This is a genomic window from Sulfitobacter sp. SK011, from assembly GCF_003352065.1.
Taxonomy (GTDB): domain Bacteria; phylum Pseudomonadota; class Alphaproteobacteria; order Rhodobacterales; family Rhodobacteraceae; genus Sulfitobacter.
This window is the reverse complement of sequence record NZ_CP025803.1, coordinates 3,448,726-3,463,187: the sequence shown is the minus strand read 5'-3', so window position 1 is coordinate 3,463,187 and position 14,462 is coordinate 3,448,726. Positions and strand designations below refer to the sequence as shown.

Annotated in this window: 14 protein-coding genes and 1 pseudogene; 13 read left to right on the top strand and 2 right to left on the bottom strand. The window is 54.5% G+C overall.

Annotated features, from left to right (window positions below; genetic code table 11):
• Nucleotides 1-202 precede the first annotated feature (202 nt).
• The 8 genes and pseudogenes from C1J02_RS16960 to C1J02_RS16925 all read left to right on the top strand — a co-directional run bounded on the left by C1J02_RS16960 (nucleotide 203) and on the right by C1J02_RS16925 (nucleotide 7,525).
• Nucleotides 203-1,228 carry a hypothetical protein gene (locus C1J02_RS16960; protein ID WP_162798361.1) on the top strand — a complete coding sequence of 342 codons (1,026 nt, stop codon included), beginning with the start codon at nucleotides 203-205 and terminating at the stop codon, nucleotides 1,226-1,228.
• Nucleotides 1,229-1,590: 362 nt separating this feature from the next.
• Nucleotides 1,591-2,871: pseudogene (locus C1J02_RS16955) on the top strand (site-specific DNA-methyltransferase).
• The gene (locus C1J02_RS16950; RefSeq protein WP_114879636.1) at nucleotides 2,868-3,080 is read left to right on the top strand and encodes a hypothetical protein; all 213 of its coding nucleotides are present in this window, start codon (nucleotides 2,868-2,870) and stop codon (nucleotides 3,078-3,080) included. Before C1J02_RS16955 ends, C1J02_RS16950 begins: the two are co-directional and overlap by 4 nt.
• A gap of 3 nt (nucleotides 3,081-3,083) precedes the next feature.
• On the top strand, nucleotides 3,084-3,524 hold the full coding sequence (locus C1J02_RS16945) for a hypothetical protein (RefSeq protein WP_114879635.1): 441 nt from the start codon (nucleotides 3,084-3,086) through the stop codon (nucleotides 3,522-3,524).
• Nucleotides 3,514-4,047: a phage terminase small subunit P27 family gene (locus C1J02_RS16940; protein WP_114879634.1), complete on the top strand. Its 534-nt coding sequence runs from the start codon at nucleotides 3,514-3,516 to the stop codon at nucleotides 4,045-4,047. The genes C1J02_RS16945 and C1J02_RS16940 overlap by 11 nt, the downstream gene beginning before the upstream one ends.
• A gap of 75 nt (nucleotides 4,048-4,122) precedes the next feature.
• Nucleotides 4,123-4,827 carry a recombinase family protein gene (locus tag C1J02_RS16935; RefSeq protein WP_114879633.1) on the top strand — a complete coding sequence of 235 codons (705 nt, stop codon included), beginning with the start codon at nucleotides 4,123-4,125 and terminating at the stop codon, nucleotides 4,825-4,827.
• Between the two features lie 326 nt (nucleotides 4,828-5,153).
• Nucleotides 5,154-5,708, top strand: coding sequence for a FecR domain-containing protein (locus tag C1J02_RS16930; RefSeq protein WP_254693140.1), 555 nt, complete (start codon nucleotides 5,154-5,156; stop codon nucleotides 5,706-5,708).
• On the top strand, nucleotides 5,705-7,525 hold the full coding sequence (locus tag C1J02_RS16925; RefSeq protein ID WP_114879632.1) for a CHASE2 domain-containing protein: 1,821 nt from the start codon (nucleotides 5,705-5,707) through the stop codon (nucleotides 7,523-7,525). Before C1J02_RS16930 ends, C1J02_RS16925 begins: the two co-directional genes overlap by 4 nt.
• A 242-nt stretch (nucleotides 7,526-7,767) precedes the next feature.
• On the opposite strand, the gene C1J02_RS16920 is transcribed toward C1J02_RS16925, so the two are convergent.
• Nucleotides 7,768-8,445 carry a hypothetical protein gene (locus tag C1J02_RS16920; RefSeq protein WP_114879631.1) on the bottom strand — a complete coding sequence of 226 codons (678 nt, stop codon included), beginning with the start codon at nucleotides 8,443-8,445 and terminating at the stop codon, nucleotides 7,768-7,770.
• A gap of 553 nt (nucleotides 8,446-8,998) precedes the next feature.
• Between C1J02_RS16920 and C1J02_RS21200 the strand changes: the two genes are divergently transcribed.
• Together C1J02_RS21200 and C1J02_RS21195 are read left to right on the top strand one after the other, a co-directional pair.
• Nucleotides 8,999-9,277 carry a hypothetical protein gene (locus C1J02_RS21200; RefSeq protein WP_254693139.1) on the top strand — a complete coding sequence of 93 codons (279 nt, stop codon included), beginning with the start codon at nucleotides 8,999-9,001 and terminating at the stop codon, nucleotides 9,275-9,277.
• 105 nt (nucleotides 9,278-9,382) lie between these two features.
• Nucleotides 9,383-9,763 (top strand): nuclear transport factor 2 family protein, encoded by a 381-nt coding sequence (locus tag C1J02_RS21195; protein ID WP_254693138.1) that lies wholly within the window; start codon nucleotides 9,383-9,385, stop codon nucleotides 9,761-9,763.
• 460 nt (nucleotides 9,764-10,223) lie between these two features.
• On the opposite strand, the gene C1J02_RS16910 is transcribed toward C1J02_RS21195, so the two are convergent.
• A complete protein-coding gene (locus C1J02_RS16910; RefSeq protein ID WP_114879630.1) occupies nucleotides 10,224-11,036 on the bottom strand; it encodes a helix-turn-helix transcriptional regulator in 813 nt (270 codons plus the stop codon).
• A gap of 530 nt (nucleotides 11,037-11,566) precedes the next feature.
• Here C1J02_RS16910 and C1J02_RS16905 point away from each other — a divergent pair.
• From C1J02_RS16905 to C1J02_RS16895, 3 genes are all read left to right on the top strand, one after another.
• Nucleotides 11,567-11,743, top strand: a complete 177-nt coding sequence (locus tag C1J02_RS16905; protein ID WP_114879629.1) for a Flp family type IVb pilin — start codon at nucleotides 11,567-11,569, stop codon at nucleotides 11,741-11,743.
• 140 nt (nucleotides 11,744-11,883) lie between these two features.
• A complete protein-coding gene (cpaB, locus tag C1J02_RS16900) occupies nucleotides 11,884-12,909 on the top strand; it encodes a Flp pilus assembly protein CpaB (protein ID WP_114879628.1) in 1,026 nt (341 codons plus the stop codon).
• An 8-nt stretch (nucleotides 12,910-12,917) separates the two neighbouring features.
• Nucleotides 12,918-14,453 (top strand): pilus assembly protein TadG-related protein, encoded by a 1,536-nt coding sequence (locus C1J02_RS16895; protein ID WP_114879627.1) that lies wholly within the window; start codon nucleotides 12,918-12,920, stop codon nucleotides 14,451-14,453.
• Nucleotides 14,454-14,462 lie beyond the last annotated feature (9 nt).

Genomic DNA, 14,462 nt, shown 5'->3' with positions numbered 1-14,462 from the left:
TTTGGGAGAATTGAATCAGCCGCTTCACCGCTCATCAAGCAGGAGTTTTTCAACAAAATCAGCCCAAAATGAACATTACAGTGTCGCCGGGAAAAATGGGTGATAGCGCAAAAAAAGCTTTCTTGCTGAGAGTCGTTGGCTTAACCTTAGGGCTGCAGAAACGACAGATGTCGCGATTTTCTCGGTAGGAGAGGATACGGTTTTGCTGACAAGATTTTACCAATGCGCCCTTTTCGTGATTGTATTATTTGCATTTGTGTATCCCGCGACGACAGTCGCGCAGAACAATTCGTTTTGGGAGCCACCAAGTAGTGTTCGAACATGTGGTGGAAGCTTTTCTGGTGTGAACCCTTTTAAGTTATCGCAGTCCATCGTGCGCAGGCCATTCCCAAATGATGATGGCGTTAACTTCACGCATTACTACGGCATTGGAATATCGCGCACGATGGCAGGGAAAGATGTACAAGCATTCAAAAACTACATACTGAAAGTGGCTGCGGCCAAGACATACACACAGGCCAGCTATAAGTCTGGAAACTCGCCGTTCTACATTCAAGCTACAATTCTTAAACTCACTGCGATTTATGTCACTTACATGGACTCGAAAGGATTACTGACATCTGACGAGCGGGATACTCTCATTGCTTGGGGCAAGCCAATGGTTAAAAATCAAATGCAGCGTAAGGGCAATAGTGCGCCTGACAGCCGCGCCGCATCAGGGGTTGCCCTCATAAGTTGGGGCTCGGTTACAAATGACAAACGGCTGAAAAAGGCTGGGCAGAAGAACTGGCAGCAAGCGCTGCCATTTGTCATTGGCAACATCGGCCAACTTAAGAGGCATAGTGACCACAAAAATGTTGCCTTGAGTGCATTGAGCTTGGAGGACGAATACAACGAAACCCTCGCTCCGGTCATTGAAGGAGCTGCTATGTTGGAAAATCTCGGCGTCGATGCCTTCAATGCCAAGTACAAGGGCCGCACCGTTCATGATGCAGTCAACTGGTGGACAGATGTGATTGCGAGCAAGCCATCGGGATTTAATGGATACAGGCGCAAAAACCACACATGGTCTTTGGGTTGGATACCAGTTTACCTCAGCAAAAATCCCAACCGCCCATCAGCATCAAAATTGCGCAAAATGGCAACGGAAGTTTCACGGGGGAGGAAGCCAATGTTCGAAGCAATTAGTTTGGGCACTGCTACGGATTGTATTTGGGGCTACCGCTGAAAGTACCGCCACGGTGTTAACACGACTAAGTTTGTTTAAGTTGCCGCTATGACAGCGGACTGACGGTTTGGACAAGTTCTGGTTTGTCCCGCAGAGCAGACCTCTTCGCACGCCGTAGCGAAGAACAGCTTTGCCCTGCTGCAAATGAAGCAAGTCTTGTTTAACGACCGGCGAAGTAGGGCGGTTCCAGATACCATGCAGAACTCCCGTTAAAGGTATCCTGCCGCGCGCCGGCAGATGGATTGTGGTTCCCCAAAATGTCGGCGCATGACGTCGCGTGTCGTTTTATTGTCATGATTACAATGGCTTGCTGCATCAGATAGAATGCCTCTGAAGAGACATCTTTTCAGGAGCGGGGGGTCATGGCGGCCAGAACAGCGACCAGAACATCGACGGAGTCTGCAGTGACCGGGGCCACGGATATCCGCCAATGCCCCGTTTCGGACCTGATCCCCTACGCCCGCAATGCCCGCACCCACAGCGAGGCGCAGGTCGTGCTCATCGCAGGGTCGATCCGGGAGTTTGGCTTCAACAACCCGGTGCCGGTGGACGGGGCGAACGGCATCATCGCCGGGCACGGTCGGGTCATGGCGGCGCGCAAACTCGGTATTGCATCGGTACCGGTGATCGAGCTTGACCACCTGAGCGAAGCCCAGAAGCGGGCCTTCGTTCTGGCCGATAACAAGCTTGCAGAACAGGCAGGCTGGGACAGGGAACTGCTGCGACTGGAACTGGGTGATCTCGGGGAGTTGGGGGTCGATCTTGGCGACCTGGGCTTTGGCAGTCTCGAGCTGGACGAGTTGCTGGGCCTTGGCCAGTCTGACCCCAAGGAGGAGGCGACGCCCGATCCCCCTGAGGTGCCTGTCTCGCGTCTCGGCGATCTGTGGTGTCTGGGCGCGCACCGGCTTCTCTGCGGCGATGCCACCGACAGGACCTGCGTGGAGCGCCTGCTGAACGGGGTCAAACCGCATCTGATGGCAACAGACCCGCCATTCGGCGTGAATTACGATCCTGACTGGCGCAACCGGGCAGGGGCCTCTGAGACAAAGCGGACCGGCAAGGTGCTGAATGACGACCGGGCCGACTGGCGCGAGGCCTGGGCGCTATTCCCAAGGGACGTGGCCTATGTCTGGCATGGGGCGTTGCACGCAACCACAGTCGCCGAGAGCCTTATCGCTACCGGGTTCGATATTCGCTCCCAGATCATCTGGGCCAAGGAACGCCACGTGCTCTCCCGGGGTCACTACCACTGGCAACACGAGCCTGCCTGGTATGCAGTGCGCGGAAAAGGGCACTGGTCCGGCGACCGCAAGTAATCGACACTCTGGTCGATCCCCAGCCGCGACCAGGACGCGACCACGATCCACGGCACCCAAAAGCCGGTGGAGTGCATGCGTCGCCCGATGCTGAACAACTCCAACCGGGGGCAGGCGATCTACGAGCCGTTCTCGGGATCAGGCACCTCGATCATCGCTGCCGAGACCTCTGGCCGGGTCTGTTACGCAATGGAGCTGGACCCGGCCTATGTCGATGTGGCGGTGCTGCGGTGGCAGGCGCTCACTGGCAAGGATGCGGTGCTGGAGGGGGATGGCCGCAACTTCTCGCAGATTGCAGTGGAGCGTGGCACGGAGGTCCCGGCATGAGGCAATCGCGGATCATGTCAGGGGTGGAGGCGGCGACGAACGTGGTTCTGGGCTATGTTCTGGCGATCCTGGGCCAGTTGCTGGTGTTTCCCGCTGTTGGCCTCAATGCAAGTTTGAGACAGTCGCTGCAGATCGGCCTGGCCTTCACCGCGCTGTCGCAGGGTCGCAGCTATCTGCTGCGGCGCTTGTTCAACCGGTTGCGAGGTTAAGACATGGCGCGCCCGGAAATTACGCTCAGCGATCTTCAGGTTCAAGAAGTTGAGACCTTGGCGGCCTTGCTGAATCAGGATCAGATTGCGGATTTTTTGGGTATTTCCCGTACCACCTTCCGCGCCATCTGTGCCCGGGATGACGAGGTTTCTGTGCGCTATAAAAGGGGCAAGGCGAAAGCCATCGCACATGTGGCCAGCGGCCTTTTGCAAAAGGCACGAACGGGGGATACCACATCGATGATCTTCTACCTCAAGACACAAGCTTACTGGCGCGAGACTGATTGGTCGCAGGACATTGAGCCAGATGTGGCAAAGGGCGATGGTCGCGACACGCTTACGCAATTTCTTGACCAGATTGCCGAGAAGAACAGGCGGATCGGGGTGGATTATCAGAAACTGCCGGTCAGTCCAGTCGAGAGGACATCGGATCATGCGCGGTAGAAAACCGGCAGCCAAGCGGAAGAGTGAAATTCCAGTCACGAGTGATGCCTTGCCACGCTGCCCGTCACATCTCACGTCGGTCGCACGTAAAGAGTGGCGGCGCTTGGCAAAGCCCCTTCATGACATGGGCATCTTGTTCACAACGGACCGAGCAGCGCTGGCGGCGTATTGTCAGGCCTGGGCGCGGTGGGTGGAAGCCGAGGGGCATCTTCAGAAAGGACCATCCTTGATCAAGATGCCATCCGGCTATGTTCAGCAATCGCCTTGGATGTCGATCGCAAACAAGCAGTTGGACGTGATGGGCCGGTTTATGGCGGAGCTGGGTCTTTCTCCTTCTGCACGCTCAAGGCTGTCTCTGCCGGGGGCTGCAGGCGGCGACAACGTGACGACGATTGAGTTTGTGACGGTCTATACCGATAAGGACGGCGAAACGGTGCGCGAACCGATGCGCAAACCCAACGAGACAAACCTCACCAAGGATCAGCCCAAAACGATCACCTATGAGCTCAATGGGAACGTATGAGCAGAAAGAGCTACGACATTCCAGCTGGCTGAGCGATGTACACACCTGTGCAACCAACGTTAGGCAGGTGTGTACATGGTCAGCGAGACTGCCCCATCAATCCGCTTCATCTCCTACGAGCGGGTCTCCACGGCGCGACAGGGGCGCTCGGGGCTTGGTCTGGAGGCGCAGCGCAAGGCCATCGATGACTTCGCCGCGGGCAGGGATGCCGAGGTTCTGGCCCGCTTTACCGAAGTAGAGAGCGGCGGCCGCAACGACCGCCCCGAACTGGACAAGGCCGTCCAACTGGCGCGGCTCACAGGTGCGACCCTCGTCATTGCCAAGCTCGACCGTCTTTCCCGCAATGCCGCCTTCCTGCTCACGCTGCAGGCCAGCAGCGTCCGTTTCCTGGCCTGCGATATGCCAGAGGCGAATGATCTGACGGTGGGCATCATGGCCCTCGTCGCCCAGCAGGAGCGTGAAGCGATCTCGCGGCGCACGAAGAAGGCGCTGATGTCCGCAAAAGCCCGAGGCGTGAAGTTGGGCAATCCGAACGGGGCGGCGGCACTCAGACGGGCAGGGCAGGGCGGTGCATCGCTCAGGCAAGCCATAACGACGAACGCTGATGCCTTCGCCAGAAGTTTGGCCCCCTTGCTCGAAACCATCCGCAAGGACGGACACGGCACGCTGCGGTCGGTCGCGGCAGAACTCAATGCACGCGGCATTCAGACCCGACGGGGAGGGGCCTGGCATGTCTCCAACGTCCGGAACCTTGTAAGACGGGTTAAGCAGTGGGAATAACGGCTCCGATGTGAAGGATTGAACATTACGATACGGCTGTTTGTATAAGCGACACCCCGAAATGCAGCACCGTGCCTATACAACTTTGGCAAGCTTCATTAGTGCCAGTGTGCCAACACCTTGAACTTCAGTTGCGCAAGGGTCAGGCCAACATAGCTCATTCAATCTGTAAATGTCGCTATAGGGGCGAAATGATTTGGCTAGTATGACTGGCTTGCTATAAGCGTTAACAAATAGGGTGAACCGGTATTGCGTGTAAATTTCTTGCTCCAATATGACGGCCGGACGCTTTTTCAGATGTCATTGAATTCCATGAGGTGAACATAATGCGCACCCTAACAGAACCCGCGGCAAACTGTGGCATGAGGCCCTTCCTTGCAGGAAATTCGCTTGCGACACTAACGTTCGCCTTGTTGTTGGTGACCAGCCAACCAGCCGCGTCTCAGGAAGACTGTACAACGTCTGGCCTTTCGAACCCGGACCGGCAGCTCATTGTGTGCGGCACAGCGTTGTCGCTGGAGCGTGAAGTCGGCACGGATATTAAGATATTTGAGCGTCAGGGTAGTGCTCCACCAGAAGTAATAATGCTGGAAAATGGGGCGATCTATATCGAAGTTCTGCCCGGTAGCCAGCCCACGCAAATCAGAACACCCCATGCCATCGCAGCAGTGCGTGGGACCATCTATGTGGTCGATGCGGGGGCGACCAGCACTTCCGTTTTTGTCGTCAAAGGGGCTGTCGCCGTCACCAAACCAAATAATGCGTCCACCGTTACCCTTGGTCCGGGAGAGGGCGTTGACGTCGATTCCACGACCTCCCTGAAAGTTAATAGATGGGAGGCCGGTCGGGTTTCTAAGCTGCTCGCGCGCTTTGGGAGATGACAGGGAAACCGGCCCAAGGCCGGGGTCTGATCCTAGCTGGGCTTGCCTGCGCTGCGCTATGGGCTGCACTCGTGATATTGCCCCATATCAGCGGGCGCGCAGGTGTCATCGACGGCCTCGAAAACAGGCTTGTTGACCTGCGCTATGCGCTCACTGGGCCTCGCTCTGCCAGCCCAGACGTGGTTATCGTCGCCATTGACGACGACACCCTCGCCGCCGACACTACAGGGGCAATGAACGGACGAGATATGTTGGCTCTTCTGATCCGCAACATTGCACAAAGCGGTGCGTGTGCTCTCGCTGTTGATATTCTTCTGGCCGAACCCGGTGATGTGGACGAAGACACCGCACTTGCAGATGCGCTGGCCAGCCTCCCCTCCGCCATTGCTGCTGCCGCGGTGTTCGGCGCGGACGGCGACAATTCTACCGGCTTGATTTCGCCACAACCCATATTTCACAATGCGGCGCAAGTTGGACTGGTCAACCTTTCGACCGATGCAGGCGGCACCCCGCGCTATGCGCCGCTGCTTATAAACATAGACGGCGAATTGCGCCCATCGCTCACACTTCTCACGGCAGTGGCCTTCACGGGCGAAAAAGCGGTCTTTGGCGAAACCCGCCTGACCTTGAACAAAAAACATGTTCCGCTGGATCTGGGTTTTAACATGCCGCTGCGGTTTTCCGGGCCCACAGGTTCCGTGCGCACGATCAGTGCGAGGGAACTATTGGATGCGCTGATACCTGATGCGCTCTCTGGCAAGGTTGTGGTGCTAGGCTATTCTGCGTCGGCTATGGGTGATCGGTTCCCGACCCCATTTGACGACAGCACACCGGGTGTCGAGATCATCGCGACGGCCATCTCGCAATTAATAGGTGGCCCAACGTTGCGACGCGATGCGCAGGTCAGAATTTGGGACGCGGGCCATGCGGTCGGTCTTACCATTCTGTGCGTTTTTGCCATACTGGCTTGGCCCCTGTCGCGCGCACTCCCTGCGGCAGTTGCCATGATGAGTATTTCGATGATCCTTCTGACGGTGATATTTTCCGCTGGGATTTGGATGAGCGCGGCCCTCCCTCTGGCGGCTGCTATCCCGCCCGCGTTGGTCATGGGCGCAATGCGCTATACTCAGGAGCGACAACAGGCCAACCGATCAGAACGGACTGTGGCCTCTCTACGGCGCTTTCAGGCCCCCGCACTCGCAACAAAGATTGAGGCCGATCCTGAATATCTTGCGACACCGATTGAGCAGCAGTTGATCATCTTTTTCGTGGACCTCACGGGCTTTACTGGTCTGTCACAAAAACTTGGGCAGGGCGGAACGCGCAACCTGCTGCGCGCCTTTCACACGCTCGCTTCGGACACGATTGAGACACGCGGCGGCAGCGTGCTTAACTACATGGGCGACGGTGCGCTGGCAGTTTTCGGATTGGACGCGGATGCCTCTCAGCAAGCGGCAGACAGTGCTCTGGCGGCGGCTTTTGATTTGGCCCGTACGGTTTCAGAGCACAGACTTGAGGAATTGCCAGACGAACATCTGGGTTGCCGTATCGGACTGCATGCAGGATCTGCGACCCTGTCCCGGATGGGGGTAGAGAGCCATCAGCAGGTCACGGTGACCGGCGACAGTGTTAATCTGGCAAGTCGCCTGATGGAAGTTGCAAAAACAGAGAAGGCCGTGATTGTCGCCAGTGGTGACTTTTTTCAGGCGTTGACACGCCCGGTGCATAAAGACACGGCCCGGCAAACCGAAGTGCCAATCCGCGGCCGTGTTGGTCGCGTGCGCGTGTTGGTATGGACGCAGGACGTGATCGCCTGAATTTGTTCTTGGACCAGAGTGCTAAATTTGTTTGCGATCCATAGCGGGCAGTTCTTCGCCATTCGTGGAGAGCGCAGGATCCGACATTTAGGGTGGAGACTAAGGTCAGCTTCGCCGATAAAAAAGTTGCCGGGTCGGGTCAGCCCTCCCGCAGCGCGGAAGGCAGGTCCGAGCCTCTTAGTAAAGAATGCTGCGCTGTGAACAAACGGCGGCTTTGAAGCCCGAAGAAGCACCGATTGAGACTACCAGGTCGGCAGCGGCAGCTTATCGGGCGCGTTTTGTCGCAAGTGGGCTTCGCATGCAGCCCTAAGCCGAGCAACGCCGTCAATCTCGTCAATCATGACACGCAATTCAGACGCCCGATTCCGCAACTTGTCACCAATTTTTTTTCCGTCGCCGAGTTTGGTTTCCGGATCATACTCAGGGTGGCAAATCACGTCACGCATCAGCATGACTTCTTCGATAATTCTCGAAAGATCGGTAAGATTGAGAGCGTTGGCGACCTCGAACCATGAGGCCACCTCCTTTTCACTCCATTCGCCCATTTCGAACTGGTAGATGAGACCATGATCATCAGAACTGAACAGCATTTCTACCGGAACCACGCAGTCAACAATTTTGTTTTCCAACGGTTTTCTGCGAACAGTGCCCGTTTCGGTCATCTCAATCGCGTCGGCAAAGGTGAACTCACCTTCCAATTGCCCATGCGCACGCAGGGTCTTTACTTTCTTTCGGGTGCGAACTCCTGAAAAGCCGCCACGTATCCGGAACTTCTTGTACGAGACATAGAACCATACGCCCAACAACATCGCACCACCGATAAGCAGCATCGCCAATAGCGCGCTAACCGTAGGACCAAGGGCACCACTTGCCTCAAGATATTCCCATACTGTTTCTAAGGAGTGATATTTGGCTTTCATCCCTACTTTTTCTAGACCGAATGAGTCAATTTTATGACAACTTCTCACGCTCCTGCACTGCGTTTAAGCTTGGATTGACCTATTGCAGCCCCGTGTGCTTACCAAAACCCTGAAGCCGGATTCAACGAACGCTCGGTTCAAAAGAAATTCAGTTCTGAACGTGGTGGCGAATAGCAGCCATTGGGTTAGTTGAAACAAATGGCCGTTTAGTCAGCATAGCCGACATCGACGCTGTTGACGACGTATCCTGGTTTAGCCAACTGCATTTCCGGATAGGTTGCGCGTGTAAAAACGTGCGTATACCACCGTTTGTGACGCACAGTGGATTAACCAACCACAACCTAGAGGCGACAAAAGCAAGATCGTTAAATGTCTGAAGTGAGCCCGTAGCCAATGATTTTCTGCTGTGTGGCGAACGGCGGCTTCCGAAGATCCAGCTAAACCATTGGCGTTTGAAGGCGCGGGTTTGATTCTTGCTCCTTTCTGCAGTGGCTGTATGCAATAACCTTTACCAACACTGCGTTTCAGCAAGTTCAGCACGGAGATAAGCCCAATGGCCGTATCTAAAGTTACTCAAATCCGAAATCTGCTCAAGAGTATTGAGACGGGCAACCCTGATGCAGTCGCCGTGGTGAATGAAGCTAAATACATCCAGCACAATCCTCAAACACATGAGGGGAGCGAAGGTTTGGCTTTGCTGTTCAAGCGGCTCTCAAAAACTGAACCGCAGGTTAACATGGTGAGAGGATTTGAGGACGGCGATTTTGTATTCGCCCATATGGAATACGACTTTGCCAGCAGGAAGGTCTGTTTTGAAGTCTTCAGGTTCTAGGACGGCCAAGCCGTTGAGCACTGGGATAATATCCAAGAAAGAAAAGGGCCCAATACATCAGGCCATAGCATGGTGGATGGACCGACGGAAGCGTCTGACCATGAGATGACTGAACCGAACCGGTCTCTTGTTCGAGCGTTTGTTGAGACGGTTCTGATCTCAGGGCAACTCGATCGCCTCGCAGACTTCGTCAACGCTGAGAGCTATGTTGAACATAACCCAGATTTTGGGGATTGGCCGATATCGCTTCAATCTGCACTGACGGGCGAGAACAGTGGGCAACGAAACATTGATTACCAACATCTTCACCGTGTTCTTGCAGAGGGCAATTTTGTTCTTTGCGCAAGTGAAGGTAATATAAAAGGCGTTCACACAGCCTTTTATGATTTGTTTCGCGTTGAAAATGGAAAGATTGTTGAGCATTGGGACACGACTGAGACAATCGCACCGCGCGAGGAATGGAAGAATGATAACGGCAAATTCTAAGGCACATCGCTTTAGTGCCGTCATTCATGTACGTCCGTTGATGGCCCGGAAAGTCCGCAGACTCCCAGTTCGTTGTCGGTCTGACTTTGCATCCGCAGCGAATGACCGCAAAGCGGGCTGCGACCGCTGCATCATGAGTGCCCGCTAGATGTCTCCTTTGGGCCGGTCGCCACGTCGACTTACACCACCGGGCACAAAGGCAAGTGCCGCACCGCCTCAAGTCCGCTCTGAGCCTAATCTGCACTATGCTTCACGACGCACGGGTGACCGCTAACTGCTCATACCGGTTATTGGATTGTCTAAAATTCGCCAAAATGAGACATCCACCGTTGCGCCCGTCTCCACAGCGCAGCTTCTTCAGAGCGGCCATTCATCTACGGTGCCGCATGATTATGAGCAAGGTCAGAAGCACGTGACAAGCCGAACCTCGACCCTGATCGGGGCGGCAGGAGCTATCAGCCTAATTCATGGTCCGCTTAGGCGTTCTGTTCAACTCATGCAACAGCTCAACCTGGCCAGACATGCCGGTTTTTGAAAAAACGGAACTCAGGTGGGAGCGTACGGTTGCAGGTCTGACTGAGAGTGATTCAGATATCACGCTGACCGTCATCCCCTCTTTCAGCAATGAACATACCCGAAATTCAGATCTGCTAAGCCGTGCTGGGTTATCACAATCAAGGATAGTGCATCGGCTGTCATCCGTAACTCTGCTAATAGAAGCCCTCTGGCTTTGCGAGAGTTTCTTTGCCACCAAGGCAGGTGTCCGCCTGCCCCAAGCAACAGCAAGCGTGCCCAACAGCATGATGAGCAGATTTAGATTATGCTCAGCAGGGCGATGCTTGAAATGAAATTCGATGAGATCAATATGCCCGCGCACCGATTCTAGCGGGCTTGCGATGACCTCGGCAATCCCAGCAGGAATGTCCACGGCGTCAGCGGAAGTTCCCGCAAATTCGAACGGATTGGACTCTGTCAGTTTCCAGATCGATCCAACTTTGGCAGTGTTGATAAACGCGCCAATAACCAAACCAGCGAATGTTCGGGGCGTGGGCGGCCAAATTTTTCCGGTTTGCATTCCAAAATGCCCAACGATCCGTGATCTTTGTTCAACGTTGGAAATGCGAACAATCATCACCGCCTCTGCATGAACCAACATTGCGATGCGGCCGAGAACATCTGTAATTTCGCCATTTTCATTCAAGGCATACGCCCAGTCTGCGATAATCGAAAAACTCTTGGAATCAATCTGATTCCTTAACAACCTGGTACTCATAACAAACTCTTTCACAACTCTGGCTCTCAAATAATAGCCAAAGGTACAGCCCCCGCCGTGACAGTAACTGTCTGTGGACAAATCTGAGTTTGCAACTTTTTTTTCCGAATTGTGGCAGTTCCGGAGAATAGAAGTTTGCGCTGCTGCGCGAATTTCTATCCCAAGTGGTAACTATTTTGCGCGTTTATTGAGGTTTCGAACTCATTAAGTGATTTCGGAATGAAGAATTCAACTATTTGGCAGAACCTCAATTTTATCTCAGTAACGACACAAATAAGACAAAATTCATCTGATAAAGTGATTCGTTTTATAGACCATTTCTATTTTAATTTCTCAATTTATTCCCGAATTACTAATAAATATTGCTCCGGAATCAATCTAAAGGTGAAAGTTCGCTACATCTGACGGATGTGTGAGTGCGGTGCAGTGCCTTAACCTCATTTGTGAGCTCAGACGTAGGATCGTCAGACTCAAGCTGCGGAACCGATCCAACGCAAAATATGTAAACAAATCCTTAAGGGAGTAAAATTATGACAAATTTCTTGAAAATGTTCGCGAAGGACGAAAGCGGTGCGGCCATTGTTGAATACGGCCTCGCACTGCTGGTTGTTGCGTCGATCGCGGTGGGTGCGTTCACCTACCTTGGCACAACGACAAACTCCAACGTAACTAGCGCCTGCACTGCTTTGGGTAGCGCAACCTGCTAATGCAGTTGGCTTTGGCCTTTTCGAACTAATCCTGCGCCGCGATCCATACACACGGCGCAGGAAATCCCGCCCCGCATTTTTGCCGCCGATAAGGTGCCAACGGGGCACTCATATTTGAACAACGACCATTGGAGACTGAGATGCGCGTTAAGCCGATCATTACAACGGTTTTCGGAATTGCGATTGCTGCTGGTTCCGTGTTCTTCATAAAAGAATATCTTCTGGACGCACCAAATTCTGCCGCCCAAGGGGCAAAAACGGACCTTGTGGATATCTATCTCGCGCATACCGAAATTGCATTTGGTCAGATAATCGAGCCCCATCACGTCACCAAGCACGCTTGGCCACGCGATGCGCTTCCGCCTGGCGCGTTCACCACCATCGCCCAACTTGTGCCGGCGCAAGAAGTGGATCGCCGCAGGGCCAAAGGACGCTTTTTTCCGGGTGAGGTTATGATTGCGTCAAAAGTTTCTCAATTCGGTGAGAAAGTTACTCTGGTGCAAAGATTGGGTGAGAACACCCGCGCCATGTCGATCAAAGTTGATGCGGTCACTGCTGTTGGTGGCTTCGTCACGCCGGGTGACTACGTTGATATTGTGCTCACTCAGGGTGCATCTCTCGATTTGCGCGCGGTCACTATCTTGCAGAACATTCGTGTCATTGGCGTCGATCAGCAATCTGAAGAACTGACAGACGAGCCCGAAGTCGCCCGCACAATTACAGTTGAAATCTCTGCTGATCAAGGTCAGCGTCTGGCGCTTGCCCAAAGAGCCGGAATCCTGAGCCTAACCCTAAGAACGCTTGAAGGGGTTGAAGACAAGCCGATGGAAATGGTGCGCCTGCGCGATTTGCTGCAGGAGGAGGGGCCAGTTGAAAAAGTTTCGGTTCAGCCCACGATAACAGTTCGCCGTGGAACGGCCTCCGAAGTGGTCAGCATAAGACGGACAGTTCCAGATATTGACCCAGTGCTTTTGCCAGAAACATTGGCCGACGATCAACCGCTTGCAAACCCAGATCGCTCGGCTTGGCCAGCACTGACAGAACAAATCAAACCCGCCGCGGAAGGGATCACACGCCAAGTGGAGATCAATCTCAAGCCGCTTGCCCGGCCACGGCCTGTGCCTTCGATCCGGCCGATCACCGTCACTCAAACCATCGAACAATAAGGGCAGATATGCGCATCAGGTCCTACATAACGCAATTCTGCAAAGAAGAGGCTGGCACCGTTGCCATCCTCTGGGGCTCGTCAATGGCTGTTCTTTTGGGTTTTCTTGCCATTACGTTGGATGTTGGGCGACTAAGCTCCACCCAGTCCGAACTTCAGGCATTCGCTGACAACGTCGCACTGGCCGCGGCAGGGGAGCTTGACGGAAAGAATGACGCAATCATCCGTGCGACCAATGCGGCCGCTAGTATGATCAGCGACAGCCAGACATTCGCCAATGGTTCAAGCACGCTTTCGGGATCGACGGACTATTCGCTCATATTTCACTCAGCGCTTCCTGCCTCCGATCTGGCAGCCCTTGGCGCTGATGTGACCACCGTGAGCAACAGAGCCAGGTTTGTTCAGGTTGTTCTTACACCGAAGTCACTGAACATGAGCCTCGCATCAGCGTTCAATAAGATGTTGGGCGGCAATGGGTTCGGCACCACCGATGTGCGCGCCGAGGCCACAGCCGGGTATACTCAGGCGGCCTGCGATATTTCTCCACTTATGTTTTGCCTGCCGCCAAATTGGGAAAACACGCTGGGCGTCGGCGATCAGATTCTGCTACGTAGTGGTGGCGGTGGTTCGTCTGCATGGGGTCCCGGGAACTTTGGGTTCATCGATCTTGCGACGTTTCAAGATACGTCCGGTGTCTGCGCGGACGAAGGCGGTAACAAGCTCGCTTGTCTGATCGCCGCGCAAAGCAATATCACCCAATGCGTCCTGACCAACGGATTAACCACAGAGCCGGGCCAAAAGGTAGGTATTACCGATGCTGCGTTCAACGTGCGGTTCGACATATTCCGCGCCGTTCTGAATGGCGAGAAGAATAACCCAGATTTTGCTCCGGCCCCCAATGTGATCAAAGGGATCAAACCTAACGGAGGCAGTGCCTGCATTCAGGGCAGCGAAGAACCGACCGTTGCCACAATGGCACTTGGCCGTGATCTTTGCATCGACGCTGGCACCTGCGGCGGGAGCAATCGGTTTGGCAATGGCGTCTGGGACCGGCCCGGGTACCTCGATACAAATCATGATCTGGCCGACGGTATCGCGGATGGCATCGGCACTGACGCGCATCTTCCCGCATTGACTGGATCAAATGTTCTATATGCGGGCACACGATATGGCATGTACCTGCGTGAGATTGCTTACGGCAACACCAGCCCATTTTCCCCACCAAACTCTGACGCAATTCTGGATCCGTCACTGCCTGAAACAGGGCGGCCGATGTGCTCCTCCCAGATGTCGACCAATCCTGCGCGTCGTGTGATCAATGCTGCGGGTGTTGATTGCTCAACCACCACAATCAAGGGATCCACCAGCAATGTCCCTGTGACGCAGTTCGTTTCGGTCTTCTTGACGGAGCCGGTCGGGTCAGACACATCTTCACCTCCCAGCTTCGACATTTACGGCGAAGTTGTGGGGTTTCCTGACGTTGCGGGCGGCGGTGCGGGCGGCTTTGGCGGCATCTTCCGTGATGTCGTTCAGTTGTACCGATGACGAAGGGCA

Excerpts from the sequence above, each read along its gene's own strand:
- C1J02_RS16950 (WP_114879636.1), top strand. The coding sequence starts at position 2,868 with ATGAGGCAATCGCGGATCATGTCAGGGGTGGAGGCGGCGACGAACGTG.
- C1J02_RS16935 (WP_114879633.1), top strand. The coding sequence starts at position 4,123 with ATGGTCAGCGAGACTGCCCCATCAATCCGCTTCATCTCCTACGAGCGG.
- cpaB (WP_114879628.1), top strand. The coding sequence starts at position 11,884 with ATGCGCGTTAAGCCGATCATTACAACGGTTTTCGGAATTGCGATTGCT.
- C1J02_RS16895 (WP_114879627.1), top strand. The coding sequence starts at position 12,918 with ATGCGCATCAGGTCCTACATAACGCAATTCTGCAAAGAAGAGGCTGGC.
- C1J02_RS16930 (WP_254693140.1), top strand. The coding sequence starts at position 5,154 with ATGCGCACCCTAACAGAACCCGCGGCAAACTGTGGCATGAGGCCCTTC.
- C1J02_RS16925 (WP_114879632.1), top strand. The coding sequence starts at position 5,705 with ATGACAGGGAAACCGGCCCAAGGCCGGGGTCTGATCCTAGCTGGGCTT.
- C1J02_RS21195 (WP_254693138.1), top strand. The coding sequence starts at position 9,383 with ATGACTGAACCGAACCGGTCTCTTGTTCGAGCGTTTGTTGAGACGGTT.
- C1J02_RS16920 (WP_114879631.1), bottom strand. The coding sequence starts at position 8,445 with ATGAAAGCCAAATATCACTCCTTAGAAACAGTATGGGAATATCTTGAG.
- C1J02_RS21200 (WP_254693139.1), top strand. The coding sequence starts at position 8,999 with ATGGCCGTATCTAAAGTTACTCAAATCCGAAATCTGCTCAAGAGTATT.
- C1J02_RS16905 (WP_114879629.1), top strand. The coding sequence starts at position 11,567 with ATGACAAATTTCTTGAAAATGTTCGCGAAGGACGAAAGCGGTGCGGCC.
- C1J02_RS16940 (WP_114879634.1), top strand. The coding sequence starts at position 3,514 with ATGCGCGGTAGAAAACCGGCAGCCAAGCGGAAGAGTGAAATTCCAGTC.
- C1J02_RS16910 (WP_114879630.1), bottom strand. The coding sequence starts at position 11,036 with ATGAGTACCAGGTTGTTAAGGAATCAGATTGATTCCAAGAGTTTTTCG.
- C1J02_RS16945 (WP_114879635.1), top strand. The coding sequence starts at position 3,084 with ATGGCGCGCCCGGAAATTACGCTCAGCGATCTTCAGGTTCAAGAAGTT.